This window comes from Salinicola tamaricis, from assembly GCF_003006155.1.
Classification (GTDB): Bacteria; Pseudomonadota; Gammaproteobacteria; order Pseudomonadales; family Halomonadaceae; genus Salinicola; species Salinicola tamaricis.
Window position 1 is genome coordinate 3,119,987 of the sequence record NZ_CP023559.1, and the last position, 24,735, is coordinate 3,144,721.

A 24,735-nucleotide genomic window follows, 5' to 3' on the forward strand; every position below is an offset into this window, starting at 1 on the left:
GTCACAGGCGCTTGCCGGAAAACCTTTTTAGGCATGGTTTGAGAAGTCGGCGCGCGAAGTCCAGACAAGGCAAAAATTGGCGAAAGGGCGGAGTTTACACGGTGTAAATGAGCATGTGACTCGCTGCTCTCGCCCTTCGGGCCGTCCTACGGACGTTCTGCACGAGGTTCAGTGAGCCAATTTTTTACGCAGTATGGACGAGCGCAGTACTTTTCAGACCTGCCTAAGGTGTTCTGGCAAGCGCCTCTGTTATGCTGCAGCCATCCGCAGGCAGTCAACGCAGAGAGGCCCCATGAAGTATCGCGCGTTTTCCACCCTTATCGTGGCCGTCGGTGTCGCCACCGCCATGCCCGCCATGGCGCAGAGCGAGGCGCTCAAGCAGGCGCAGGCCGCGGCCGCCAAGGTCGACCTGACCAGCTTCTTCAAGTCCAGCTCCGACGCCCGCAGCCAGAGCTTCTTCTTCGGTGGCGTGCAGCAGCACCCGTTCACCGTCGACGAGGCCGGCCGCTACCGCTTCACCAGCTCGACCCTGCCGGGCGAATCCCAGGATTATCGCATCAAGGCCACGCTGATCGACGTCAACGGTAATGTCCTGGCCAAGAGCAGCGGGCTCGGCAACACCGGGGGGCTGGAGATGGAGCAGCGGCTCGAACCGGGCAACTACACGCTGCAGGTCTCGGGGCAGAAGTTCGGCAGTACCAAGACTGGCGGTAACAGCTTCAACATCCAGGTCGACGCGCTGGATGCCAGCGGCAAGGTGATCGCCGCCGACCAGGGCGGCGTCGATAATGGCGGTGGCATCATGTTTGGTGGCCCCGGCAGCAGCGGCCGTACCACCGCCTTCGTCGACGACAAGGACGACGTGGCGACGCTCAGCGCGCCGGGACGTGAAGCGGCCAGTGCGGTTGCCGGTGGCGCGGCCGCTGGCGCCAGCGAAGCCGCGCCCAAGGGCCCCGACTTCGGCACCGCCAATACCGGCTCGGCGGCCAAGCCGGCGACTGCAGGGCAGGCCAGCGCGCCGACCGGCGCCTCCGCCCGCGAGCGTCAGCAGGCGCCGCTGCCGAGCAGCTTCGACGAGATCGTCGCCGACATCAAGGTGCTGCAGGAGGGTGAGGTACTCACCTTCGATGTCGCCCAGGCCGGCACGGTTTCTGTCACCAGCTCGACCTTCCCCGGTCATGAAGGCAGCTTCCGCCTTCAGGCCAAGGTGCTCGATGCCGATGGGCGCACGGTGGCCGACGAGGGGTCGCTGGCCGATGGCAACTTCGCTATCGAGACCGTGCTCCAGCCCGGCCGCTATCGGGTCTGGGTCAAGGGTCAACGGTTCGGCTCGGCGATGAACTCGGTCAACAACTACACCCTGCGCGTACAGCAGCTCGACGCGCGCTGAGCGACACTCGGGAGGCGGGCCCGTCCCCGTTCCCCCACCTCGCTTGCGAAACCCGGCCCTGTGCCGGGTTTCGGCGTGATGGGGTGGCGGCGGTGGGCCATGTCTTCTGGCCGCCGGGCGTGCGCGGTTCGTCTCGCCACCCCCAGTTGGGATATACTCGCTCGCCGCTGTCGATCCCTTTTGCCACCGACGAGACCTCTCCATGTACCCCGTCGTTCGTTCTCTGCTGTTCCGGCTCGAGCCGGAGACCGCGCATCGTGTCACGCTGACTGCTCTGGATGCGGCGCATCGGCTGCGCCTGTCGGGACTGCTCGGCGATGCCGACAGCTCGGGTGAACCGGTGGAGGTAATGGGGCTTTCCTTCGCCAACCGTATCGGGCTGGCGGCGGGGCTGGACAAGAACGCCGAGCATCTGGATGCCCTGGGAGCGCTGGGGTTCGGCTTTGTCGAGGTGGGCACGACCACGCCCAAGCCGCAGTCGGGCAATCCGCGCCCACGGCTGTTCCGGCTCACCGGCCCCCAGGCGATCATCAATCGCATGGGGTTCAACAACACCGGGGTCGACCAGTTGGTCGCCAACGTGCGCAAGAGTCGCTATCGCGGCATCATCGGCATCAATATCGGCAAGAACCTGACCACGCCTGTGGAGCGTGCGGTCGACGACTATGTGACCTGTCTGCGCAAGGTCCACGCTGCGGCGCATTACGTTACCGTCAATATCTCTTCGCCCAACACCCCGGGGTTGCGCAATCTGCAGTTCGGTGAGCATCTCGACGGTCTGCTCGGGGCGCTCAAGGAGGAGGCCGTGCGGCTGGACGCGGAGCAGGGGCGCCACGTGCCGCTGGCGGTGAAGATCGCCCCGGACATGACCCGCGAGGAGATCGCACTGGTCGCACGCACGCTCACCGACAACGAGATCGATGCGGTGATTGCCACCAATACGACGGTGTCGCGTGAGAACGTGACCGGCATGCCGCATGCCCACGAAGCGGGCGGGCTCTCCGGGGCGCCGCTGTTCGCCAGCTCGACCGCGGTAGTGCGCGAACTGCGTCGGCTGCTGCCGACTCTGCCGATCATCGGTGCCGGTGGCATCGATAGCGGCGTTCGGGCGAGCGAGAAGTGTCAGGCAGGCGCGGATCTGGTGCAGCTCTACACCGGCTTCATCTATCGCGGGCCGGAGCTGATCGGGGAGTGTATTCGCGCGACCGGAAACAGCAGCGCGGCATCTGCCTGAGTGCACGGGTCAGATGCCCTGACCGGGTGGGCGTGTCGATGCGCCCCTGGCGGTGGCAACAAAAAGGCCCGCGCGGTGCGGGCCTTGAGTGTGATGAGGCGATGCTCGTCAGCGGCGTGCGCCGTGACTCAAGTCATCACCATGGGGTTTTTGTGGATACCGGACACGCCGGTCATGCCATCCCACTGGTCCCCGCGACCTTCACGCCAACCGCTCATCCAGTTTTCGCGCAGGTTGATATCCTGGCTCGGACATTCGTCGCGTGAGCGACCGGCGACCCCCGCCTTGTAGCCGTGCAGATATGCCCGCTGGTTGCGATCACGTTTCTGTCGTTTCATCGTATGGCCTCTTGTCGGAACAAGTGCATCACCTTTGGGAAAACACAGAGACTCCACGGCGTCTGGTTCGCCGAAAGAAGACTCCGCCCGAGAAAATGTCCGGACAGGCATACGCATGCGTTGTTTCGTAGCTACACCTCTAGCTTTAGCGGAAATGAGAAACGATGTCGATGAGCGTTTTGTCATAAGGCCAGATTGAAAATGCACTCACAGGAATATGACTGGGCCGAGACGGTTCGGTGACGCCACCATGAAAGACGATAACTCGCTGTTGAGCCTTTATATCACCTGCCCCTGGGGCGTCGAACCGCTGCTCGCGGAAGAGGTCGCCGAACTGGGCGCGGAGATACAAAAAACTACCGTCGCCGGGCTGCATGCGCGTGCCGATCTCGCCACCGCCTATCGCCTGTGCCTGTGGTCACGCCTGGCCAATCGGGTGATCCTGACCTTGGGGCGCGAGAGCGGCTGTGATACGCCGGAGGCGATCGTCGCCGCGGTGAGCCAACTGTCTTGGGCCGAGACACTGCGCGACGGCCACACCCTGGCGGTGGACTTCCACGGTCAGTCGGCGGCGATCCGCCATACACGCTTCGGCGCCCAGGTGATCAAGGATGGGGTCGTCGAGGCGCTGGCAGCCGCCGGGCGTGCGCGCCCGCAGGTCGACCTCGGCCAGCCCGACGTGCGCGTCTACGCCAATCTGAACAAGGGGCAGCTGCTGGTGGGTATCGACCTGGTCGGCGCCAGCCTGCACCAGCGCGGCTACCGACGTGATGTCGGCCATGCCCCGCTCAAGGAGAATCTGGCGGCGGCGCTGCTGGTGCGCGCCGGCTGGCCGGCCCGGGCCAAGCGCGGAGAGCCGCTGGTGGACCCAATGTGCGGTGCCGGCACGCTGCTGATCGAGGCGGCGATGATGGCCGCCGATATCGCGCCCCAGCTCACCCGCGAGCGCTTCGGCTTCGAGCGTCTGGCCGGCTTCGATCCGGCGCTGTGGCAGACCCTGGCGCGCGAGGCCAAGGTGCGTGCCGATCTCGGTCGGCGACGCGCCCGTTCGCGGCTATGGGGCTTCGACCAGAGCCCGCAGGCGATTGCCGCGGCGCGCAGCAATGCCATGCGCGCAGGGATTCCGGCGCTGATCGAACTGGACGGTGCTGCGGTGAAGGGGCTGACACCGCCCGCCGAGGCCGCCGCGCCGGGGCTGGTGATCACCAATCCGCCCTACGGCGAGCGTCTCGGCGAGTTGCCCGAGCTGGTGGCGCTCTACGGCGATCTGGGGCAGCGGCTGAAGCAGCACTTCGGCGGCTGGCAGTTGGCGCTGTTCACCGGCAATCCGGATCTCGGCCATCGACTGGGCCTGCGCGCGCACAAGCAGTATGCGTTCAAGAACGGACCGCTCGACTGCAAACTGCTGCTGGCCGATGTCACGGCCCGTGATGCCGATAGCGGCGATCGCGATGCCCGCGATAGTGATAAACCCGATACCGTGTCGAGCGCGCAGACGCCCTCGGCCAGCGACACGGCGCCGCTGAGCGAGGGCGCGCGGATGTTCGCCAACCGCCTGCAGAAGAACCGCAAGCGTCTGTCCAAGTGGCTCAAGCAGTCGGGGGAGCGCTGTTACCGGCTCTACGATGCCGACATGCCGGAGTACGCGCTGGCGATCGACGTCTATGGTCACCGCGTACACGTGCAGGAGTACGCCGCGCCACGTTCGGTCGACGCCGACAAGGCCAAGCGGCGGCTGCTCGATGCGCTGAGCGCGATCCCGGTGGCGCTAGACGTGCGCCCCGAGCAGATCCACTACAAGCAGCGCGAGCGGCAGAGCGGCAAGGCGCAGTACCGCAAGCAGGGTGACAGCGGCGAGCGCTTCGTGGTCGAGGAGGGGCCGGCCAAGCTGTGGATCAACCTCACCGACTATCTCGATACCGGGCTGTTCCTCGATCATCGCCCAGTGCGCCGGCTGCTGCGTGAGCGGGCCGCGGGCAAGCGTTTTCTCAATCTGTTCTGCTACACCGGCACGGCGACGGTACACGCCGCCCTGGGCGGGGCCAGCGACAGCTTGAGCGTGGATCTCTCGAATACCTATCTCGACTGGGCGCGGGACAATCTGGCCCTCAACCAGCTCGATCCCGGTCGCCACCGGGTGGTGCGCGACGACTGTTTCCGCTGGCTCGAGACTGCCGGCGGCAGCTTCGACCTGATCTTCCTCGATCCGCCGACCTTCTCCAATTCGAAGAAGATGGCCGGCACGCTGGATATCCAGCGCGATCACGTGCGTCTGGTCGAGCTGGCGATGGCGCGCCTGGCGCCGGGCGGGGAGCTGGTCTTCTCCAATAACCAGCAGCGCTTCAAGCTCGATCCGGCGTTGTCGTCGCGCTTCGCGGTGACCGAGATCACCGCGCAGACCTTCGACCCGGACTTCAGCCGACGTGCCAATCTGCACCACTGCTTCAGCATCCGTCATCGCGAATGACGTTGAGGCACGCCCCTGGCGCTCCTTCAGGGCGCCAGACGGCCGACGCTCGCGCGGTGGGCGAGCGAGCCAGCGGGGCGAAACAGGATGTCGGTGGCGTCGGCGGTTCGCGCGCCTCGGAGAGTCGTCTTGGCCTGAGGCTCAGTCGAGCAACGACAGCTGAGCCATGGCGCGGCGCCCCTCGGGGCTGTCGTCGTCGGCTTCCAGCACCTTGCGCAGGCCACGCGCCAGTTGGATGTGCGCGAGATCGTCGAGCCACAGCATGGCCTGCTCGCGGCTCTCGGCCACGGCATGCTTGAGGCCACCATACTGGGTGCCGATCTGGCCCCAGGCGCGGCTGAAGATCCAGTCACCGAACATGTCCTGATGCAGGTGCACCAGCACATAGTCGTGTTCACTCTCCCAACGAACGATCACGCGAACTCCTTTCGTGGTTGTGCGCCCCGGCTTGTCCCCGCCGGGTGGCCCGCCTAAGATGGCTGCGCCGGGTGGTGCGGCCGCGCCGCCGCGGCTCGTATCGGGCTCATTGTAAAGCAAGCGCGGCAGAAATCGACGCGTACTGCACAAGCCCGCCAGGCCGACAGGGAGAAGCGGTAGACATGCGAATTCTGGTGGATGAGAACGTACCGCTGGCCGAGGCCTTCTTCGGCGAGCTGGGTGAGGTGACGCGCCAGCCTGGGCGTGAGATGACCGCGGCCAGCGTGCGCGATCACGACGCCCTGGTGGTGCGCTCGATCACGCCGGTCAATGCGGCGCTGGTGGCGGGGTCACGCCTCAAGTTCGTGGGTACCTGCACCATCGGTACCGACCATGTCGAGCTGGCGGCGCTGCGCGAGCAGGGGATCGGTTTTGCCAATGCCCCCGGCTGCAACGCCGAGGCGGTGGTCGACTACGTGCTCTCCAGTCTGCTGCTGCTGTGCGAGCGCGACGGCGAGGACCTGTTCGCCAAGACCGTGGGCATCGTCGGCGCCGGCAACGTCGGCGGGCGCCTTGCCGCGCGCCTGGCGGCGCTGGGCATACCCCATCTGATCTGCGATCCACCGCGCGCCAAGGCCGAGGGCGACGCGGGTTTCGTGGCTCTCGACGCACTGATCGCGCGCGCCGATGTCATCTGTCTGCACACGCCGCTGGTGGCCGCCGGAGCGCATGCCACCTGGCATCTGCTCGACCGGCAGCGGATCGAGGCGCTGACCCCGGGGACCGTGCTGCTCAACGCCGGGCGTGGCGACTGCCTCGACGGCGGCGCCTTGAACGAACGGCTGGCCCGCGACGCCGATCTACGCTGCGTGCTCGACGTGTGGGAGCACGAGCCGGGAATCGACGAGGCGCTCTATGCCCGTGTCGATCTCGCCACACCGCATATCGCTGGCCATAGCGTCGACGGCAAGCTGCGCGGCACCGAGATGATCTATCAGGCGCTGTCGCGCCAGCTAGGTCTGCCCGCGCGGCAGAGCCTGGCTCGGCTGACGCCGGCGCCGTGGCTGCCGCGGCTGGTGCTCGACGCTGCCACGCCGCGTGACGATGCGCTGCGGCTGTGCGCACGGGCCTGCTACGACCCGCGCCGTGACGCCATGGGCCTGGAGCGTTATCGCCGACGCCAGGGCATGGCCCAGGGCTTCGATGCCTACCGCCGTGACTATCCGGTACGCCGCGAGTTCCAAACCCTCGAGGTGGCGCTCACCGCGGCGGCCCCCGAGCTCGAAGCGTCCCTGCGCGGTTTCGGCTTTCGTGTCGCCACGCCGGACTGAGTGCGACTCATGACCCAAGGCCACGTCTGATCAAGAGCCACGTCTGATTGAGAGCGCTTTTCACAACCGCTAGGCGACGTGGGCTTATCCGGAGGCAGAGCGTCGCGAGGGCGCTGTGAACCCCTCCCTGGGCGCTACCTTTGCCATTCCTGGCAAAGGACCCTCGCTTTGCCCTGCCCCCGGCGCCCATCGTCAGCGGGTTTAAACATGGGCTCCAAGAGCCACGCCGACCCAGTGACGGCGGCGGGGTCAGGCGCCTTCGCGCTCGGCATCCTCGCGCTTGCTGAGGCGATGGCCGTCTTCGCTGGCGCCATACTTCCAGTAGCTCGAAAGATACATCTGGCGCTTGTCGACGCCGCGCTCGTCGATCAAATGGCGACGTAGGCGGCGCATTGCCGAGAACTCGCAGGCGACCCAGATGCCCGCCTTGCCTGGCCGCCAGGACAGTTCGCGCACGGCCTCGAGCAGCCCTGCACTATCGCTGCCCGGGTGTGCTTGAACGAGCCATCTGATGCGCATGTCGGGCGGTGCCGCCAGCGGCTGGATATCGGCTTCGCTGATCACCTCGAGAATTACCTCTCCGGCCGCCTGCGGCGGCAGTCGTTCGAGATTGGCAGCGATCGCCGGCAGGGCGGTCATGTCGCCTACCAGTAAATACCAGTCGGCGTCCTCTGCCACCCGCTTGACCGGCCCGGGGCCGGCGACGTCGATGACATCCCCCGGGCGGGCGTGGCGTGCCCAGTTGGCAGCCGGCCCGCCGTCGGCGTGGAGCACGAAGTCGACGTCGATGGCGTCCTCACGCTGCTGGCGCACGCTGTAGGTGCGCAGCCGCGCTGGCGTATCGCCTTCCCCGGGCAGCACCAGCTTGATGTAGGCGCTTGACTGGTCGGCGGGGAAGGTGCGCATCGCCTCGCCGCCAAGGGTGAGGCGCAGCATATGGGGCGTCAGTGGCTGCCGGGCGAGCACGGTGAAGGCACGTGGTGGCGTCTTGGGCATGTGGGACTCCTGTCAGTCAGCAGAGGGCGTGGGACGTTCGAGATTGTCGATCAGACGCTGCGCCAGCGCCTCGAAGGCGGCGAGCTCGGCCTCGCTCAAGTCCTTGGCGAGGCGCTCATGGGCGCGTTGCTCACAGGCATCGACCCGCGCCAGCATGGCCTGGCCGGCGTTGCTGAGCGTCAACTGCTGGCGTCGGCCGTCATCCGGCGCCGGGCGCCGGTACACCAGCCCGCGGCTGTCGAGATCGCCCAGCAGGCGTGCGAGCTGGGCCTTGTCCCACTGCAGCCTGTGGGCGATCGCGCTGGCACTGCATGGCGATAGCCCGCGGATCGCTTTGAGCGTGCGGATCTGAGCGACGCCGAGTTCGAGCTGCTCATCGGCGTAGGCGCGGCGCAGCGCGCGCTTGTAGGCGTGCAGCAGGCGGTGGAGGGTGTCGCCGGCAAGTGCTTGAGACATCGATCTCTCGATTTATTGGTTGATAAAGTCAACTAATTGAACGTCGATTACATATGAATGTCAACCATTCTCATCTGCGTGCGGGGAGTTCACGCCCAGGCTGCGGACGCTGCCTGGTCTGGCCTATAGCGTGATCGCGCGGCCGATGAACTGGATCGGGCCGGTGGGGCGGCCGAGCGGTGAGCCGCCGGCGTTCTCCAGCGTCAGTTCGAAGAGCTGGTTGGGCTGCAGTGGCGGCAGATCCTCGGGGCTCAGATGTAGCGTCTGGCCGGGGCGGACCAGACCCAGCGACACCGGCCCCGACCAGTCGTCGGCCTTGGTCCAGAACTCAAGGGCCTTGCCCTGGGGCAGCTCGAAGGTGCCCAGGGGCACCAGCGCGATATCGTGGGCCGAGGCGGCCTTCACCACCCAGCCCGCCTGGGTATGCTGCGGAGTCGTCAGCACGACCAGGTAGCGCGGGGCAGCGCTCTCGGGGGTGGCCAGCAGCAGCACGCTCAGTGCCAGTGATGCGGCGGCGGTGGCGAGGCCAACGCCGCGCCACAGGTGGAGACTGTGCCATGCGCGCTGCCAGAGCGAACGACGCTCTTTGGGCACCGGCTGCAGGCTGCGCTCGATACGTGACCACAGCCCGGGCGAGGGTGTGAGCGGCGGCGCCAGCTCGGTATACGGCTGTAGCCGCGACTCCCAGGCATCGATCGCCTCGCGCAGCGCCGGCTCCCGCGTGGCACGGCGTTCGACCGCGTAGCGCTCGGCCGCGCTCAGGGTGCCGAGCACGTACTCGCCGGCGAGGGTGTCGATATCGTCGGAGGCTGTGGGGCGAGCGTTCCCGGGTGAGCGGTCATTCATGACAGACACTCGCGCAGGCTCTGCAGGCTGCGTTTGATCCACGCCTTGACGGTACCCAGTGGCCGGTCCATACGCGTGGCGATCTCCTGATGGCTGAAGCCATCGACATAGGCGTGGAACAGGCAGTTGCGGCGGTCGGCGTCCAGCGCCGCCAGGCAGCGGTCGAGCTCGCCGCGGCCATGCCAGGCGAAGTGATCCGATGCTTCGGCAGGCGCGGACGCGCGCTCGGCGTCGAGCGCTTCCGCGGTCTGCTCGTCGACGCTGATTTCGCGCTGATGGTCACGAATGTGATTGAGCGCCAGATGGCGGGCCACGCTGAACAGCCAGGTCTTGCCCGAGCCGCGCGTAGCATCGAAGGTGTGGGCACGCGTCCAGACCCGTACGAAGGTATCGTGGATGATGTCTTCGGCCAGCGCGCGGTCGCCGACGATACGCTGAACCACGCCGAGCAGGCGTGCCCCCTCATGATCGTAAAGCTGGCGCAGCGCCTGGTGATCGCCGCCAGCACAGGCCGTGATCAGTGTGGCGTGATCGAGCGTCGTCAGCGTGTCCTCCTTGACGGCATCCACGAGCGTCGCGCCAAGGCGCGGGGCTACAGACCGTGAACGCGGCACCCTGGCCACGTCCACTCCGCCCATACTACGCTCGGTGCCTTGCGTGTTGCCACGAAAAGTATCGGCACGGGCCGGGGGGGCCCGGAGCGGGGCGCCGACACGAGTGACCCGCCATCGCCGGGCCGGGGCACGACGATGGCGGGCCGAGTGGCATCAGTGCAGAGGGTCGCCCGCGCCTCAGCTGGCTTTCCAGAACAGGTAGTCGGCCTGGTAGTCGACGATCTCTTCGGCGCCCAGGTTGTCGCTGTTGCAGGTCATGTCCGGGGCGACGCCGCCCTGGGTGGCAAGACGCTGGACATAGGTCACGCCGACCATCTCGCCTTCGCCCATGGCGGGGTTGGCCTGGACCAGCTGCAGTGGAATGTTGCCCTCGCCGCCAGGGGCTGTGGCCAGCTGCGTACCGGTGATCTTGGAGCCGTCGTTGGCTTCCCAGGTCGCCGGCGGGCCGTAGTAGCGGCCGAGCGTCTTGCCATCGGCGTCGTTGAGCTTGGCATCGGGGCCCTTGAACACCCAGGCGTAGCCGCCGTCCTTGGCTTCGCAGGCGTAGGTGATCTGGCCCACGCCCACGGTCTCCATGGCGACCCGATTGCCGTCGGGCACCTTGACCGCGCTGGGCACGTCGGCGGCCAGGGCGGGGGTCGCGAAGCTGGCGAGCAGGGCGGCGGTCAGGCTGGCGGTGGCTAGCGTGGAAATCTTCATCGACGTCTCTCCGTGGCATGAGAATGCGAAACCGGATGTCTCGCCCACGGCTTACCCGTGAAGCCAGGTGACGGATGCAGGGATGGGAACATTTTTTTTGATCGAGCCTTAAAACAGCAACGCCCCGCCGATGGGGCGGGGCGTCGTAGGGTCGAGCGCGAAAAGACGCGGGGATGCTCAATCACGATGGCACTCAATCGCGATAGGCGGACTCTTTCAGCGCGCGGATGCGGTCGTCCAGCGGCGGGTGGCTGGCGAACAGCTTCTCCATCAGCTTGCGCGTCTGGCCGGTGGTGATGGCGAAGGCGGTCAATGAGTCCGGCATCTGATCCGGCTGCTGGGTCTCCGCCTTGAGGCGGGAGAGCGCATTGATCATGGATCCGGCGCCGGCGTACTTGGCGCCGGCGGCATCGGCCCGATACTCGCGGAAGCGCGAGAACCAGGCGACGATGATCGATGCCACCAGGCCGAAAACGATCTCGGCGACGATGACGACGGCGAAATACCCCATGAAGCCGAGGCCGCCGCCGTTGTCGCGGCCGCGCAGGAAACTATCGACCACCTGCGCCACCACGCGGGCGAAGAACATCACGAAGGTATTGAGCACGCCCTGGATCAGCGCCAGGGTGACCATGTCACCATTGGCCACATGGCCGATCTCATGAGCCAGGACTGCGCGTACCTCTTCCGGGCGCATGCGTTCGAGCAGCCCCTGGGAGACCGCCACCAGCGCGTCGTTCTTGTTCCAGCCGGTGGCGAAGGCGTTGGACTGCTGGGCCGGGAAGATCGCCACTTCCGGCATCTGGATATTGGCCTGCTGGGAGAGTTCGCGCACGGTATCCAGTAGCCACTGCTCGGTGGAGTTGCGCGGCTGGTCGATCACCTTGGCCTTGGTGCTCATCTTCGCCATCCATTTGGAGATGAACAGCGACACCAGCGAGCCGGCCATGCCGAAGACGAAGCAGAAGATCAGCAGGCTGTTCATGTTCAGCCCGTTGGCATTCAGATAGGGCTCGACGCCCAGCACGCGCAACGTGATGCTGGCGACGAGAACCACCGCCAGGTTGGTTGCCAGGAACAGGATGATTCGCATCATCGGTTTCTACCCTCAGTCGTGGAAAACCTGCGTTGTCGATGGCCGGATGGCCCTCGGCGATTGCTTAGCCTGTTATGCGTTATCACCGGCTAATCAGATGGTTATGGCCTGTTAGATACGACGTTAGGCGATAGGTTTCAAGAGGGGAAGGCCGCACGTCGCGCGCGGCCTTTGGGTATGGCGGTGGTGGGCCACCGCCGCGGATCACTGGCGGTAGCGCGAGAGGAAGCGCGGGCGAAACGGTCGATCGCGTCACCCAACTGGTCCGCCCAGGGCAGGGTGACGATGCGCACGTGGTCGGGGTGGGGCCAGTTGAAGGCCGTGCCCTGGACCAGCAGGATACGCTCCTGCAGCAGCAGATCGAGGACCATCTGGGCATCGTCGTGGATCGGGTAGATCTCCGGATCGAGCCGGGGGAAGGCGTAGAGCGCCCCCTTGGGCTTGACGCAGGAGACGCCAGGGATGGCGTTGAGCTTGTCGTACACCACGTCACGCTGTGCCAGTAGACGTCCGCCGGGCAGGATCAGATCGTTGATCGACTGATAGCCGCCGAGTCCGGTCTGGATCGCATGCTGGGCCGGCACGTTGGCGCAAAGCCGCATCGACGCCAGCATGTTGAGCCCCTGAATGAAGTCCTCGGCGTTTGCTTGCCCAGGCCGCCGGAGAGGATAATCCAGCCGGAGCGAAAGCGGCGCAGCGGTAGCTCTTGGAGAGCCCGTTCATGGTCACCACCAGCTGGTCGTCCTCGGCCAGGGCTCCGGTGGAGACATGCTCGACGCCGTCATAGAGGATCTTGTCGTAGATCTCGTCGGGAACACCACCAGCCCGTGCTGGCGGGCCACGCCGAGGATTTCCTTGACCAACCGCCGGGCGGATAGACCGCCGGTGGGATTGTTGGGGTTGATCAGCACGATCGCGCGGGTGCGGGCGGTGATCTTGTCGCGGATATCGGCGATATCCGGCGCCCAGTCGTTGGCCTCGTCGCACAGGTAGTGCACCGGGTGGCCGCCGGAGAGATTGGCGGCGGCGGTCCACAGTGGATAGTCCGGCGCCGGGATCAGCACTTCGTCGCCGTCGTTGAGCAGCGCCTGCATCGCCATCACGATCAGCTCGGAGACGCCGTTGCCGATGAAGATGTCCTCGATGCCGACCTGCGGAATGCCCTTGCGCTGGCACTCCTGCATGATCGCCTTGCGCGCCGAGTAAAGCCCCTTGGAGTCGCAGTAACCCTGAGCCGTCGGCAGGTTGCGCATCACGTCCTGCAGAATCTCCTCGGGCGCTTCGAAGCCGAAGGGTGCAGGGTTGCCGATGTTCAGCTTGAGAATGCGATGGCCTTCGTCCTCGAGGCGCTTGGCGTGTTCGAGGACCGGCCCGCGGATGTCGTAACAGACGTTGTCGAGCTTGTGCGATTTCCGAATGGGGCGGGTCATGAGGTTTCCGTATGCTGCACAACCGAAGAGATCAGGCGGCGTCTGGGGCGCCGCGAGCGGGTGGCGGGCTGCATCGCCGACGCCCAGCATAACGCCGCGCGGACGCGGCGCAAGGGGCAGAAGCGCAAGGCTGCCAGCGCGATCTGTCATGCTCGCCGGCGTCGGCTCGTTCAGGTCGTCGGCATGTCGGCGGCGTCTTCGTGATCCGGTTCCGGGGCGGGGATGTCCGTCGGCAGCTCCAGGGTGACCCGCCCGAGCTTGCCATCGCGCAGCTCGTGCAGCAGCACCTCGGCGCCGCGGTGCAGATTGATCACGCCGCCGGCCTTCAACCCGCCGCGCTTGCGCGCGATCTCGTTCATGATCGCATGGCCGTCGAAACCGGCACGCGCCTGCAGATCGATCAGCTTGGGACCGTCGGCATCGACGCTCTCCGCCGCCACCGGGGCGACGTAAGCCGGCAAGTCGTCGAGCTTGTAGCGCTCGCGCAGGGCCTCTGGGTAGCGTCTGGCCAGCTCGGCGGCGCAGACGATGGCCACGTCCACGTACTCGATTGCGGTGTCACGAATGGCGCCGCTGGCGGCGAGCCGATAGGCGCTGGCCTGATCTTCGATCTTGGGCCATAGCACGCCGGGGGTATCGATCAGCGCCACGCGGCCGTCGATCCGGATCTTCTGCTGGCGCTTGGTCACCGCCGGCTCGTTACCGGTCTTGGCGATCTTGCGCCCGGCGAGGCCGTTGATCAGCGTCGATTTCCCCACGTTGGGGATACCCATCACCATGACCCGCACATCGCGGTCGGCGCGGACCTGGCCGGCCAGCTCATGGCACAGCGCTGGAATCTGCTTCAGCTCGCGGGCCTGTGTGGTGGTCACTGCGATGGCGCGGCTGTCGGGCTGGGCATCGAAGTGCGCGATCCAAGCCTGGGTCGCCTCGGGGTCGGCGAGATCGGCCCGCGACAGGATCTTGAGCACCGGCTTGTGCTCGGTCAGATCGGCCAGCATCGGGTTGCCGCTGGAGTAGGGTAGACGCGCATCGAGCACCTCGATGACCACGTCGATCTCCGGCAGCGCCTCGGTGATCTGGCGGCGCGCCTTGTTCATGTGACCGGGATACCAGCCGAGCATACGTCTCTCCTGCCAATGTCATGCCTGTCGGGGGGATGCCCGACGCCAAGCGGGCGGACAGTCTAGCAGGATGCGGCCCTCAGCGGCTGCAGGGTGGTGGGGGACGGCGCGTGCGCCCGGCCGGTGATGACACCCTCGTGCATCCAGTCGCCGGCGTGCGGCGTAGAGGTATGGTCCATCAATCGCAGGGAAAGGAGCCCCGCATGAAACCTCTCGTATCCATCGCCGCCGGCCTGCTGCTCACCAGCGTTGCCAGCGTCTCGTTGGCCGCCGGCAATCCGATCAGCGTACATGTCCTGAATACTCAGAGCGGCAAACCCTCGGCGGGCGTCGAGGTCACGCTGGAGCATCGGGCCGACGGCCAGTGGGAGACCATCGCCACCGGGACCACCTCCGAAGACGGGCGGATCTCAGCGCTCTATCCCGAAGATGAGACGTTCGAAGCCGGTGTCTATCGCGCCGTCTTCGCTACCGGTGACTGGTACCGTGACCGCGGCACCGAGACCTTCTTTCCCGAAATCACCGTCCCGTTCGAGGTCGTCGACACGCAGCAGCACTACCATATCCCGCTGCTGCTGAGCCCCTACGCTTATTCTACCTACCGCGGCAGCTGAGCCTGGTCGGATAAGCGGCGACAGTCACAATGACAGCGCCCCGACCGAGGTCGGGGCGCTGTCGTGTTGGAAGTGTGCGGGCTTGCGTTTCGACGTTGCTGTCCTGGCGCTACGGTCTTGGGACTAGGGTCCTGGCGCTACCCTGGCCCAATGCAGCGTGGCCTTGGGGGGTGGCCACGGGCGCAATCATTCGCCGGCATGGAAGGTGATGGCCACCGAGTTGATGCAGTAGCGCTGGCCGGTGGTCTCCGTCGGGCCGTCGGGGAAGACATGGCCCAGGTGGGCATCGCAGCGGCGGCAGGTCACTTCGATGCGGCGCATGCCGTGGCTGGTGTCCGTGTGCTCTTCCACCGAGGCGGCGGCCAGCGGGCGGTCGAAGCTGGGCCAGCCGCAGTGTGCTTCGAACTTGTGCTCGTTCTCGAACAGCGGGGCGCCGCAGCAGACGCAGTGATAGATGCCCTGGACCGGCTCCACCTGGTAGTCGCCGCTGAACGGTGGCTCGGTGCCTTTTTCCCGGGTGACGTGGTACTGCTCCGGGGTCAGCTGTTCGCGCCACTCGGCGTCGCTCTTCTTGATTCTACTCATGGCGGGTCTCCTCGTGCCTCGTCACCTGTCTGCATTACAGGCCATTTGCGGCGCTCTCGCCAGCGCGTTTTAGGTGGCGATGAACAGCGGTGAAATCAATTGCTTGACAGCTTTGGGCGGCCTCAGTAATATGCGCGCCATCTCGACGGAGACGAGACATTGCGTCCCATTCGTCTAGTGGTCTAGGACACCGCCCTTTCACGGCGGTAACAGGGGTTCGAACCCCCTATGGGACGCCACTCGACTCTTTCGAAGATACTGTCGAAGCCGGCTTGGTTCGTCAGTCAGGAAGCGGGAATAGCTCAGTGGTAGAGCATCGCCTTGCCAAGGCGAGGGTCGGGAGTTCGAATCTCCTTTCCCGCTCCAAGCTTGTGGTATCGGTAGTGTGGCAAAGGGTCGTGAGCTGGAACGCCAGCCCGGTCGATCTTCTTTCCCGCTCCAACAATGCGTCCCATTCGTCTAGTGGTCTAGGACACCGCCCTTTCACGGCGGTAAAGGGGTTCGAACCCCCTATGGGACGCCACTTCGATGATCGCTCGATCATCCTGTCGAAGCCAGTCTTCGACACGACAAGCGGGAATAGCTCAGTGGTAGAGCATCGCCTTGCCAAGGCGAGGGTCGGGAGTTCGAATCTCCTTTCCCGCTCCAGTTTTGTGGTATCTGAAGCGTGATCGAGGGTCGTGAGCCGGAACGCCGGTCCGATCGATCTCCTTTCCCGCTCCAGTTTTGTGGTACCCGGCAGGTGATCGAAGGCTCCGCCTGGCTGTCACGCGCCGGTCTTGCGTCCCATTCGTCTAGTGGTCCAGGACACCGCCCTTTCACGGCGGTAACAGGGGTTCGAACCCCCTATGGGACGCCACTTCGATGATCGCTCGATCATCCCGTCGAAGCCAGGCTTCGACCGACAAGCGGGAATAGCTCAGTGGTAGAGCATCGCCTTGCCAAGGCGAGGGTCGGGAGTTCGAATCTCCTTTCCCGCTCCAGTTTTGTGGTATCTGACGCGTAATCGATAGCTCTCCTCACCTCGTCCGACGTGTCGAGATGTTGTCGTCTGTTGCCATCGTCCTGGGGCTGACGATATCGCATCGGCTGTGGGTGCCTGACGCGCATCGCGCAGTACGATCCCGCCTTCTCTGCCGCCGGCCGGCTTCCCGACTACGCTGACACGGTAGCGTGGTGACGCCGAGGGCCGACGATAGTGATGACGATGGTGTCTATTCGTCTGCTAAAGATTGATTTTCCATCGATCGGCCCCATATGTGGCGGCACTTCTTCTTCTACGTACTCGACAGGAATCCCTGATGGCAGAACCGGCACTGTCCATCCGCGGGCTGACCAAAGTCTACGGTAATGGATTCGAAGCCCTCAAAGGCATCGATCTCGATGTCGAGCAGGGCGACTTTTTCGCGCTGCTCGGCCCCAACGGCGCGGGCAAGTCCACCACCCTGGGCATCGTCTGCTCATTGGTGCAGAAGAGCGCGGGTCAGGTGAAGATCTTCGGTATCGATATCGACCATGACTTCGCCAAGGCGAAATACAACCTCGGCGTGGTGCCGCAGGAGTTCAACTTCAGCCAGTTCGAGAAGGTCGAGGACATCATCCTCACCCAGGCGGGCTACTACGGCATGCCGATGAAGGAGGCCAAGCCGCGCTGTGAGCGTCTGCTCAAGGATCTCGGCCTGTGGGACAAGCGCAACGGTGCCGCGCGCATGCTCTCCGGCGGCATGAAACGGCGGCTGATGATCGCGCGTGCCCTGATTCATCGCCCGCGCCTGCTGATTCTCGACGAGCCCACCGCCGGGGTCGATATCGAGCTGCGCCGCAGCATGTGGGAGTACATGCGCCGGATCAACGAGGAGGAGGGCACCTCGATCATCCTGACCACGCACTATCTCGAGGAAGCCGAGAGCCTGTGCCGCAATATCGCCATCATCAATCGGGGCGAGATCATCAAGAATACCTCGATGCGCGGCCTGCTGACCGAGCTGGACACCGAGACCTTTCTGCTCGATCTGGCCGAGCCGCTGGAGGCCGCCCCCCAGGTGGAAGGCTTTGAGGTCGAGCGGGTGGACTCGCACCAGCTGGCACTCTCCGTGCGCAAGGGCACCGATCTCAACGATGCCTTCCAGCAATTGACCCGTCAGGGCGTGCGCGTGCTGTCCATGCGTAACCGAGCCAATCGTCTGGAAGAGCTGTTCGTCTCGATGACCTCGCAGCCGGATGCCGGCAGCGGTATCGACAGCGCCAACTCGACACCGGCCAAGGAGACGGCATCTTGAATACCCGGCAACTGCTGATTTCGCTCTGGACCATGGTGGTGAAAGAGGTACGCCGCTTCGTGCGGATCTGGCCCCAGACCCTGGTGCCGCCCTCCATCACCATGACCATGTACTTCATCATCTTCGGCAACCTGATCGGTTCACGTGTGGGCGAGATGCACGGTATCTCTTACATGTCCTACATCGTGCCGGGCCTGATCATGATGTCGGTGATCACCAACAGCTACTCCAACGTGGCGTCATCGTTCTTCTCCAACAAGTTCCAGCGCAGCGTGGAGGAGATGATGGTCTCGCCGATGCCCAACTGGGTCATCCTGGGCGGCTTCGTGATCGGTGGGGCGGCGCGCGGGCTCGGTGTCGGGCTGATCGTGACGCTGGTTTCGCTGTTCTTTACCCATCTCGATCTGCACCATCCGTTCCTGACCCTGATGGTAGTGGTCATGACCGCCTTGCTGTTCTCGATCGGCGGCTTCATCAATGCGCTGCTGGCCAAGAAGTTCGACGATATCTCGATCATTCCGATCTTCGTGCTGACGCCGCTGACCTACCTGGGAGGCGTGTTCTACTCGATCGACCTGCTGCCCGAGTTCTGGCAGAAGGTGACCATGATCAACCCGATCCTGTATATGGTTAACGCTTTCCGCTACGGCATTCTGGGCATTTCCGACATTCCGGTGAGTGGGGCGCTGATCGCTATCGCCGCCTTCATCGTCGTGTTCTGGTGCCTGGCGCTGTGGATGCTCAACCGTGGCAAGGGGATTCGCTCATGAGTACACCGCGCCCGGAGACCCTCGTTGATGCGCCGCTGGGCCGCGAGTCCGCCTATCCCGAGCGCTACGACGTCGGCTTGCTGTTCCCCATCGAGCGTGCCGCCAATCGGGCCCCGCTGGGAATCGAGGCCACGTCGTTGCCGTTCGTCGGCGGTGACGAGTGGTGGGCCTTCGAGCTCTCCTGGCTCGACCCGCGCGGCAAGCCGGTGGTCGCGGTGGCGCGCTTCCGCCTGCCGGCGGATTCGCCCTGCTTGATCGAATCCAAGTCGTGGAAGCTCTATCTCAACAGCTTCAATCAGACCACCTTCAGCGGTCGCGACCAGGTGATCGATACACTGGTGCGCGATCTGAGCGCGGCAGCGGGTGGCGAGGTCACGGTGGAGCTGTTCGGTGTCGATGACACCGCACTCGCGCCGGCGCCGCTGCCTGGCGAAGGGATCGACGAGCTCGAGGTCGAAATCGATCGTTATACGCCGGCGCCGGCGCTGCTCGCCTGCGACGAGGACGATATCGTCGAAGAGACGCTGCACTCGCACCTGCTCAAGTCCAACTGTCCGGTGACCGGCCAGCCCGATTGGGGCAGCGTGCTCGTTCAGTACCGCGGGCCGCGGATCGAGCGCGCGTCGCTGCTGCGCTATCTCATCTCCTATCGCCAGCACCAGGATTTTCACGAGCACTGCGTCGAGCATATCTTCGTCGATCTGATGTCACGCTGCCGTCCCGAGCGGCTGCTGGTGATGGCGCGTTATGTGCGCCGCGGCGGGCTCGATATCAACCCGTGGCGGGCCACGCCGGGTTGGACGCCGGAGTTACCGCCACGTCTGCTGCGGCAGTAGCGCTTTTGACGTAGAGTCGAGCGATCCTTTGCGTGTTATCAACGATGTCTCAGAGGAGTCAGACATGGATGCCATGACGCTACTGCATCAGCGTCGTTCGATGGGCAAACTGGCCGGTCCGGCGCCCACCGCCGAGCAGCTCGACGCGCTCTACCGTGCGGCACTGCGGGCGCCTGATCACAAGGAAATGACCCCGTACCGCTTCATCGAGATCAGCGGTGAAGGGCTTGACCGCCTGGGTGAGCTGTTCGCCCGCTCCGACTATCAGGCCAATCCGCATATCGATGACGGCAATCTCGATGCCGCGCGCAAGAAGCCCAGGCGGGCGCCGATGATCATCGCGGTGATCGCGCGCATCACGCCGGACCTGCCCAAGGTGCCGCCGGTCGAGCAGATCATCTCTGCGGGTTGCGCCGCGCATGCGATGCTCTACGCGGCTTTCGCGCAAGGGCTGGGGGCGATGTGGCGCACCGGCACCTATGCCCATGACAAGACCGTATGGCGCGGGCTCGGCCTGGCCGAGCACGAAGAGCTGATCGGCTATCTCTATCTCGGCCAGCCGGGTGGCCGCTACCCACAACCGCCGGTGCGCGATCCGCAGGCGTACGTCGAGCGTTGGCAGTGAGGCAGAAAAAGCTAGATGAGAGAAAAAATGGCTTGCGATCACGGAGTTAGGCGGATAAGATGTGCGCCGTTCTGAACGAAGCGGCAACGCCGAAACGGGCAGGATGACAATGCGGAGAGGTGTCCGAGTGGTCGAAGGAGCACGCCTGGAAAGTGTGTAAGTCGAAAGGCTTCGAGGGTTCGAATCCCTCCCTCTCCGCCACGAATTGAAAAGAACCGGCTTTAATAGCCGGTTTTTTTTGTGTCTGGCATTTGGCGCCCCCCCCCCTCCCCGCCCATCACGATGGATCAGACGCGCTCGAGTGGCGCAGGCCGAGCGTCATCAGCAGCGCACAGGCCAGGGCCACCGCAGCCGTGACATGAAAGGTGTAGCTCGTGCCCCAGATAGCAGCCACCAGTCCCCCCAGCAGTGGGCCCAGCACCTGACCCAGGTACTGAAACGAGGTCGACAGGCCCATGATCCGGCCGAGGCTGCGGCCATCGCGATAGGCATGCTTGAGCGCCGACTTCAGACAGGGCAGCACACCGCCCAGCGCCAGACCCATCGCGAAGCGCAGACCCATCAGCAGATAGACACTCGTCACGAAGGCCTGGGGCACGATCAGAACGGCCCCTGCGGCAAAACCGCAGGCGGCGATACGCATGGCGCCGTAGCGGTCGGCCAGCCGGCCCAGCGCCAGCGCGGAGAGCAGGCTGCCCAGCGCGGTGACGGACAGCACGATGCCGGCGGCCGAGGCCGTCTCGAGCGGGTGATGGTCCATGCTGGCGACGATGCTGTAGATGATGGGATCGATCGATAGATTGGCCACCAGCAGACCCGTAGTCGCGATCAGCAGGACCCATATCCTTGAGTCGACAGGCGCAGCGACGCGCATCGGCTCGGCGTTTGACTCCCGCCGCTCGTGCTTTTCCCTGACCAGCAGGCAGGTCGCGACGACATTGAACAGGATCATGCCGCCGGAGAGAAAAAACACGTCACGCATACCGACGTGGAGCGGAAAGGAACCCACCCAGCATGGGGCCAGCCAGGCTGCCGCCCAGGATACAGGCGAAGAGCACACCTTGGGCCTGTCCTGCCCGCGCCTCGGGTGCCTCTTTCGCCATGAGGATGGTCGCCCCCGAGGTGTAGCCGCCGGCCACGCCGGCCAGCAGCCGCAGCACGAGCATTTGCCAGGCGCTGGTCGCCGCCCCCATCAGGGTCATGCAGATCAGCATCCCGACGCTGGCGCGGACCAGGTTGATCTTGCAGCCGTAACGGTCGGACAGGTGACCCCAGAGCGGCGCGAAGAGTGCGGCGCTGATAAAGGTTGCCGCGTACACCAGGCTGGACCAGATCCAGGTCCCTTCTGGCGAATGCTCACCGAGGCTGGCGAGGTAGTGTGGCAGAAAGGGCAGCATGATCGTCATGGCGACGATATTGATGAAAGACCCTGACCCTGTGACCCACAGGTTGGTTTTCCAGGCAGTGCTATGTCGCGACATCGGCGTCCCCGTGGGCGGAAGGTATCGATAAGGAGATCGAGCGATAATGGCGAGCTCGAGGCAGAGCTTAAGGAAAATTCATCAATGAATAAAATTCATGTTTTTTATTCTATGGATTTCCTTTAGGAATCTATGGCGCATTTATAGTTGATCGAAGCGTCATTGACCTAGCCGTTGGGAGGCGACATCGCGGGGCGTGGGTGGCGTGGCGGCTGACATACCAGAGGTATCTGCCACACACGAAAAGACCGGCGCGAGGCCGGTCTGCGGGTGCTGCATGGGAGGTGCGAATGTCCGGGTAGAGCCCGGGTAGCGCTTGCCTCAGCCGCGCAGAGCGTCGAGCAGGCACTGGGCGACCGGCGCCGAGGAGGGCGGGTTTTGACCGGTGATCAGGCGCCCATCCTGGCGGGTGTAGGGCGAAGTCGTCGGCCTTGGAGTAGCGTCCGCCGCTGGCGATCAGCGCCTCCTCGACCAACTGTGGCACGATCTCGGTCAGCCCCACCGCATCCTCCTCGCCATTGGTGAAGCCGGTCACCTCGCGCCCTTTGACCAGCGGCTGGCCCTCGGCATCCTTGGCGTGGATCAGCACGATGGGCGCGTGGCATACCGCCGCCACCGGCTTCTGCTGGGCCCAGAAGGTTTCGATCAGGCGGATCGAGTCGGCGTCATCGACCAGGTCCCACAGCGGGCCATGGCCACCGGGATAGAAGACAGCGTCGAAGTCATCGGCGCTCACCTCGGACAGGCGTTGGGTGTGTGCGAGCTGCGCCTTGGCAGCGTCGTCCTGCTGGAAGCGGCGGGTCGCCTCGGTCTGGCTCTCCTCGGCGTCGCTCTTGGGATCGAGCGGCGGCTGGCCACCCTTGGGTGAGGCGAGGGTGAGTTCGGCCCCGGCATCCTTGAAGGCGTAGTACGGCGCGGCCAGCTCTTCGAGCCAGAAGCCGGTTTTTTCACCGGTGTCGCCGAGGCGGTCGTGGGAGGTCAGAACGATGAGAATACGCGGTGACATGAAGGGCTCCTTGCGGATGGCTGAAGGTCTCTCGATCCATTCTAGTCTGGCGCCGCCGATCACGTGGCGGCCACTGGGTACCAAGGTAGGCGCTGGCGTAATATTCGGGAAATGACGTTTTTGGATATCAGGCATTCGATATATGAATATTGCGGGCAAGGATCTCAACGCTGCTCACGTTCCACGTGCTCTACACCGAGGGTAGCGTCTCTGCGGCCGCCATGCGTCTGGGGCTCAGCCAACCGGCGCTCAGTCACAAGCTGGCGCGGCTGCGCCACGACTTCGGCGATGCGCTGTTCGTGCGGGCGCCGCGGGGGCTGACGCCGACACCACGGGCGCATGAGCTTGCGCCGCGGGTCCAGCAGTTGGTGGCCGGACTGGAGAGTTTCTTCGACTTCTGTGAGGGCAGTGACTTTCTCACCCGGGAGGCCGGGTGCATCTCTACACCACCGACTACATGGAGCAGCTACTGCTGCCGCGACTGTTGCCGCTGATTCGGCGCGAGGCACCGCGACTGCAGCTGGTGACCCACAATACCCGCGGGCGCCTGCCCCGGGCCGAGCTGGAGAGTGGCGAGTGCGATATCGCCATCGCGGGCTTCTACGCCGACCTACCTGCCAGCTACTACCAGCAGCGGGTTCATGCCGAGGGGTTCGTGTACTGGCGGCGGCCGACAATCCGCGCCTCGGGGCGACGCTGGATCTCGAGAGTTATCTGGCATGTGAGCACTTGGTCACGACGTTGACCGGTGATCTGGATGGACTCGTCGATCGGCGGCTGCGCGAGATGGGGCGCTCGCGACGGGTGGTGGCGGGGCTATCGAGCTTTCTCGCGCCGCCGCTCTCGGTGGTCGACAGCGATCTGCTGTTGACCTGCCTGGAGAGCGTGGCGCGTCAAGCCGAGACGCATATACCGGGATTGGCGGTGCACCCCTGCCCATTGCGCTGGATGACGTGGCGGTGATCCAGACCTGGCATCAGCGCACCCACGAAGATCGTCTCCGTCGCTGGCTGCGGGGGCAGATCAAGGTACTGCTGGCCGGCGAAAGCCGCTAGCGGCGATGGATTAGAGCCCATTCCCAAACTCTCTGACGATGGGCGCCGGGGGCAGGGCAAAGCGAGGGTCCTTTGCCAGGGATGGCAAAGGTAGCGCCCAGGGAAGGGTTCACAGCGCCCTCGCGACGCCCTGCCGCCGGATGAGCTCACGTCGTCTAGCGGTTGGGAAATGCGTTCTTAGGCGCCGTGGCGCACGCTGAAGTCGTGTCAGGCGATGATCTAGACCTCTTTCGGTAGTGAATTCAGCCCCTTGGTTTCGCCACGAAATCGATAATGGCGCGGGGACATCCCCTGCGTACTTACCCGGCCTACGGGCCGGGTCTTTTTTTGCCCACGATTTTTCTTTTCCTACGCTTTCTTCTTTCCCCAAGACGACTCCCGTCGCCGACTCAGAGGTCACCAGTGCCGCCGTCGAACGTCTTGCTGGCAGGCGCTGGCGCGTATGCCGGCGGCGCGAAGCTGGCGTCGTTCTATGGCGCCGCTAGCGCCACATCGGGTGCCGAATACTGCCGATGTCGCCGGGACTGGCTTGATTTGTAAGAGATGTCCTACCAAAATTGAGCGATATCGACCTGTATCCGTCATTCGTGAATTGATAATATGGGCATTCGTTGTAGATCCTTGGTCCCCGGTCTTTTGGCCGGGGATTTTTTGCCTGAGTTTCGCCGCCTCATGTCGGGCTTTCTCCCGCAGCCGCTTGTCGGGCCGCGCGCGACAGCATGAAACACAACATGTCGATAACAAAATACTACGTTTTGTAGACGCTTGTTTAACCTGAGTTGAGTTCAGTAGCTCTTGGATAGGCGCAAGATAGTGAATGCGAGATCAGGGCGGATCTCCGGGAGCCGGCCAGGGAGGCTTCGCCAGGGATGCGGGGGCAGGAGGCCTCCGGTAGGTACGGAAGGGAGTCAGCGCTAGTCGGCCCGATCTCAGGATCGGCCTTTTTTTCCTTGATGATAGCGGCATCAATACCAGACATCTAATCTATCCAGGATAGATATTTCACACATTAGATTAGACAGTATTAGGACTCGGCGTTATTCTCT

General features: G+C 64.6%; 24 protein-coding genes, 7 tRNA genes and 2 pseudogenes. 19 read left to right on the top strand and 14 right to left on the bottom strand.

Going from position 1 to position 24,735, the window contains the following annotated elements; translation table 11 throughout:
• The first annotated feature begins 292 nt into the window (after window positions 1-292).
• On the top strand, window positions 293-1,390 hold the full coding sequence (locus CN538_RS14355) for a hypothetical protein (protein WP_106419877.1): 1,098 nt from the start codon (window positions 293-295) through the stop codon (window positions 1,388-1,390).
• A 202-nt stretch (window positions 1,391-1,592) separates the two neighbouring features.
• On the top strand, window positions 1,593-2,624 hold the full coding sequence (locus CN538_RS14360; RefSeq protein WP_106419878.1) for a quinone-dependent dihydroorotate dehydrogenase: 1,032 nt from the start codon (window positions 1,593-1,595) through the stop codon (window positions 2,622-2,624).
• Between the two features lie 128 nt (window positions 2,625-2,752).
• Here the strand turns inward: CN538_RS14360 and rmf are convergent, their stop codons facing one another.
• Window positions 2,753-2,962 (bottom strand): ribosome modulation factor, encoded by a 210-nt coding sequence (gene rmf, locus CN538_RS14365; RefSeq protein WP_035471369.1) that lies wholly within the window; start codon window positions 2,960-2,962, stop codon window positions 2,753-2,755.
• Between the two features lie 250 nt (window positions 2,963-3,212).
• On the opposite strand from rmf, the gene rlmKL reads away from it, so the two are divergent.
• On the top strand, window positions 3,213-5,429 hold the full coding sequence (gene rlmKL, locus CN538_RS14370) for a bifunctional 23S rRNA (guanine(2069)-N(7))-methyltransferase RlmK/23S rRNA (guanine(2445)-N(2))-methyltransferase RlmL (protein ID WP_106419879.1): 2,217 nt from the start codon (window positions 3,213-3,215) through the stop codon (window positions 5,427-5,429).
• Between the two features lie 141 nt (window positions 5,430-5,570).
• Here rlmKL and CN538_RS14375 read toward each other — a convergent pair whose 3' ends face one another.
• Window positions 5,571-5,846, bottom strand: coding sequence for a hypothetical protein (locus CN538_RS14375; RefSeq protein ID WP_035471375.1), 276 nt, complete (start codon window positions 5,844-5,846; stop codon window positions 5,571-5,573).
• A 182-nt stretch (window positions 5,847-6,028) separates the two neighbouring features.
• Here CN538_RS14375 and pdxB point away from each other — a divergent pair, with 182 nt between their 5' ends.
• Window positions 6,029-7,177: a 4-phosphoerythronate dehydrogenase PdxB gene (gene pdxB, locus CN538_RS14380; protein ID WP_106419880.1), complete on the top strand. Its 1,149-nt coding sequence runs from the start codon at window positions 6,029-6,031 to the stop codon at window positions 7,175-7,177.
• Window positions 7,178-7,426: 249 nt separating this feature from the next.
• Here pdxB and CN538_RS14385 read toward each other — a convergent pair whose 3' ends face one another.
• The 8 genes and pseudogenes from CN538_RS14385 to ylqF all read right to left on the bottom strand — a co-directional run bounded on the left by CN538_RS14385 (window position 7,427) and on the right by ylqF (window position 14,438).
• Window positions 7,427-8,173 (bottom strand): siderophore-interacting protein, encoded by a 747-nt coding sequence (locus tag CN538_RS14385; protein ID WP_106419881.1) that lies wholly within the window; start codon window positions 8,171-8,173, stop codon window positions 7,427-7,429.
• Between the two features lie 12 nt (window positions 8,174-8,185).
• The gene (locus tag CN538_RS14390; protein ID WP_106419882.1) at window positions 8,186-8,629 is read right to left on the bottom strand and encodes a MarR family winged helix-turn-helix transcriptional regulator; all 444 of its coding nucleotides are present in this window, start codon (window positions 8,627-8,629) and stop codon (window positions 8,186-8,188) included.
• A gap of 123 nt (window positions 8,630-8,752) precedes the next feature.
• Window positions 8,753-9,475, bottom strand: a complete 723-nt coding sequence (locus tag CN538_RS14395; protein ID WP_106419883.1) for an anti-sigma factor — start codon at window positions 9,473-9,475, stop codon at window positions 8,753-8,755.
• Window positions 9,472-10,044: a sigma-70 family RNA polymerase sigma factor gene (locus tag CN538_RS14400; RefSeq protein WP_242495172.1), complete on the bottom strand. Its 573-nt coding sequence runs from the start codon at window positions 10,042-10,044 to the stop codon at window positions 9,472-9,474. Before CN538_RS14400 ends, CN538_RS14395 begins: the two co-directional genes overlap by 4 nt.
• Before the next feature lie 222 nt (window positions 10,045-10,266).
• Complete coding sequence (locus CN538_RS14405; protein ID WP_106419885.1) at window positions 10,267-10,788, bottom strand: DUF3455 domain-containing protein; 522 nt, start codon at window positions 10,786-10,788, stop codon at window positions 10,267-10,269.
• A 193-nt stretch (window positions 10,789-10,981) separates the two neighbouring features.
• Window positions 10,982-11,884: a protease HtpX gene (gene htpX, locus CN538_RS14410; protein WP_106419886.1), complete on the bottom strand. Its 903-nt coding sequence runs from the start codon at window positions 11,882-11,884 to the stop codon at window positions 10,982-10,984.
• Window positions 11,885-12,088: 204 nt separating this feature from the next.
• Window positions 12,089-13,314: pseudogene (locus CN538_RS14415) on the bottom strand (pyridoxal phosphate-dependent aminotransferase).
• Between the two features lie 170 nt (window positions 13,315-13,484).
• Window positions 13,485-14,438 carry a ribosome biogenesis GTPase YlqF gene (ylqF, locus tag CN538_RS14420; protein WP_106419887.1) on the bottom strand — a complete coding sequence of 318 codons (954 nt, stop codon included), beginning with the start codon at window positions 14,436-14,438 and terminating at the stop codon, window positions 13,485-13,487.
• 203 nt (window positions 14,439-14,641) lie between these two features.
• Between ylqF and uraH the strand changes: the two genes are divergently transcribed.
• Window positions 14,642-15,052, top strand: coding sequence for a hydroxyisourate hydrolase (uraH, locus tag CN538_RS14425; RefSeq protein WP_106419888.1), 411 nt, complete (start codon window positions 14,642-14,644; stop codon window positions 15,050-15,052).
• Window positions 15,053-15,238: 186 nt separating this feature from the next.
• Here the strand turns inward: uraH and msrB are convergent, their stop codons facing one another.
• Entirely contained in the window at window positions 15,239-15,637 is a 399-nt protein-coding gene (gene msrB, locus CN538_RS14430) for a peptide-methionine (R)-S-oxide reductase MsrB (protein ID WP_106419889.1), read from the bottom strand.
• 163 nt (window positions 15,638-15,800) lie between these two features.
• Here msrB and CN538_RS14435 point away from each other — a divergent pair.
• The 11 genes from CN538_RS14435 to CN538_RS14485 all read left to right on the top strand — a co-directional run bounded on the left by CN538_RS14435 (window position 15,801) and on the right by CN538_RS14485 (window position 20,348).
• Window positions 15,801-15,876 (top strand) — tRNA-Glu (locus tag CN538_RS14435).
• 52 nt (window positions 15,877-15,928) lie between these two features.
• Window positions 15,929-16,003 (top strand) — tRNA-Gly (locus CN538_RS14440).
• An 82-nt stretch (window positions 16,004-16,085) separates the two neighbouring features.
• Window positions 16,086-16,160: transfer RNA gene (locus CN538_RS14445), tRNA-Glu, on the top strand.
• Between the two features lie 50 nt (window positions 16,161-16,210).
• A tRNA-Gly gene (locus CN538_RS14450) sits at window positions 16,211-16,285 on the top strand.
• 135 nt (window positions 16,286-16,420) lie between these two features.
• Window positions 16,421-16,496, top strand: a tRNA-Glu gene (locus tag CN538_RS14455).
• Between the two features lie 49 nt (window positions 16,497-16,545).
• Window positions 16,546-16,620 (top strand) — tRNA-Gly (locus tag CN538_RS14460).
• Between the two features lie 318 nt (window positions 16,621-16,938).
• Window positions 16,939-17,916, top strand: a complete 978-nt coding sequence (locus CN538_RS14465; RefSeq protein WP_106419890.1) for an ABC transporter ATP-binding protein — start codon at window positions 16,939-16,941, stop codon at window positions 17,914-17,916.
• On the top strand, window positions 17,913-18,686 hold the full coding sequence (locus CN538_RS14470) for an ABC transporter permease (RefSeq protein ID WP_106419891.1): 774 nt from the start codon (window positions 17,913-17,915) through the stop codon (window positions 18,684-18,686). The genes CN538_RS14465 and CN538_RS14470 overlap by 4 nt, the downstream gene beginning before the upstream one ends.
• A complete protein-coding gene (gene queF / locus CN538_RS14475) occupies window positions 18,683-19,522 on the top strand; it encodes an NADPH-dependent 7-cyano-7-deazaguanine reductase QueF (RefSeq protein ID WP_106419892.1) in 840 nt (279 codons plus the stop codon). Before CN538_RS14470 ends, queF begins: the two co-directional genes overlap by 4 nt.
• A 64-nt stretch (window positions 19,523-19,586) precedes the next feature.
• Window positions 19,587-20,147: a nitroreductase family protein gene (locus CN538_RS14480; RefSeq protein ID WP_106419893.1), complete on the top strand. Its 561-nt coding sequence runs from the start codon at window positions 19,587-19,589 to the stop codon at window positions 20,145-20,147.
• Window positions 20,148-20,260: 113 nt separating this feature from the next.
• Window positions 20,261-20,348 (top strand) — tRNA-Ser (locus CN538_RS14485).
• A 76-nt stretch (window positions 20,349-20,424) separates the two neighbouring features.
• On the opposite strand, the gene CN538_RS14490 is transcribed toward CN538_RS14485, so the two are convergent.
• The 3 genes and pseudogenes from CN538_RS14490 to CN538_RS14500 form a co-directional block, all read right to left on the bottom strand.
• A complete protein-coding gene (locus CN538_RS14490; protein WP_106419894.1) occupies window positions 20,425-21,129 on the bottom strand; it encodes an MFS transporter in 705 nt (234 codons plus the stop codon).
• Entirely contained in the window at window positions 21,122-21,628 is a 507-nt protein-coding gene (locus CN538_RS14495) for an MFS transporter (protein ID WP_106419895.1), read from the bottom strand. Before CN538_RS14495 ends, CN538_RS14490 begins: the two co-directional genes overlap by 8 nt.
• A gap of 321 nt (window positions 21,629-21,949) precedes the next feature.
• Window positions 21,950-22,634, bottom strand: a pseudogene (locus CN538_RS14500) (type 1 glutamine amidotransferase domain-containing protein).
• 185 nt (window positions 22,635-22,819) lie between these two features.
• Here CN538_RS14500 and CN538_RS21220 point away from each other — a divergent pair.
• Genes CN538_RS21220 through CN538_RS21230 form a run of 3 tightly spaced genes read left to right on the top strand, consistent with a single transcriptional unit; the run spans window position 22,820 to window position 23,597 of the window.
• Window positions 22,820-23,128, top strand: a complete 309-nt coding sequence (locus CN538_RS21220) for a LysR family transcriptional regulator (protein ID WP_207233510.1) — start codon at window positions 22,820-22,822, stop codon at window positions 23,126-23,128.
• Window positions 23,068-23,379 carry a type 2 periplasmic-binding domain-containing protein gene (locus CN538_RS21225; protein ID WP_207233511.1) on the top strand — a complete coding sequence of 104 codons (312 nt, stop codon included), beginning with the start codon at window positions 23,068-23,070 and terminating at the stop codon, window positions 23,377-23,379. The genes CN538_RS21220 and CN538_RS21225 overlap by 61 nt, the downstream gene beginning before the upstream one ends.
• Window positions 23,364-23,597, top strand: coding sequence for a type 2 periplasmic-binding domain-containing protein (locus CN538_RS21230; protein WP_207233512.1), 234 nt, complete (start codon window positions 23,364-23,366; stop codon window positions 23,595-23,597). The genes CN538_RS21225 and CN538_RS21230 overlap by 16 nt, the downstream gene beginning before the upstream one ends.
• Window positions 23,598-24,735: the final 1,138 nt, after the last annotated feature.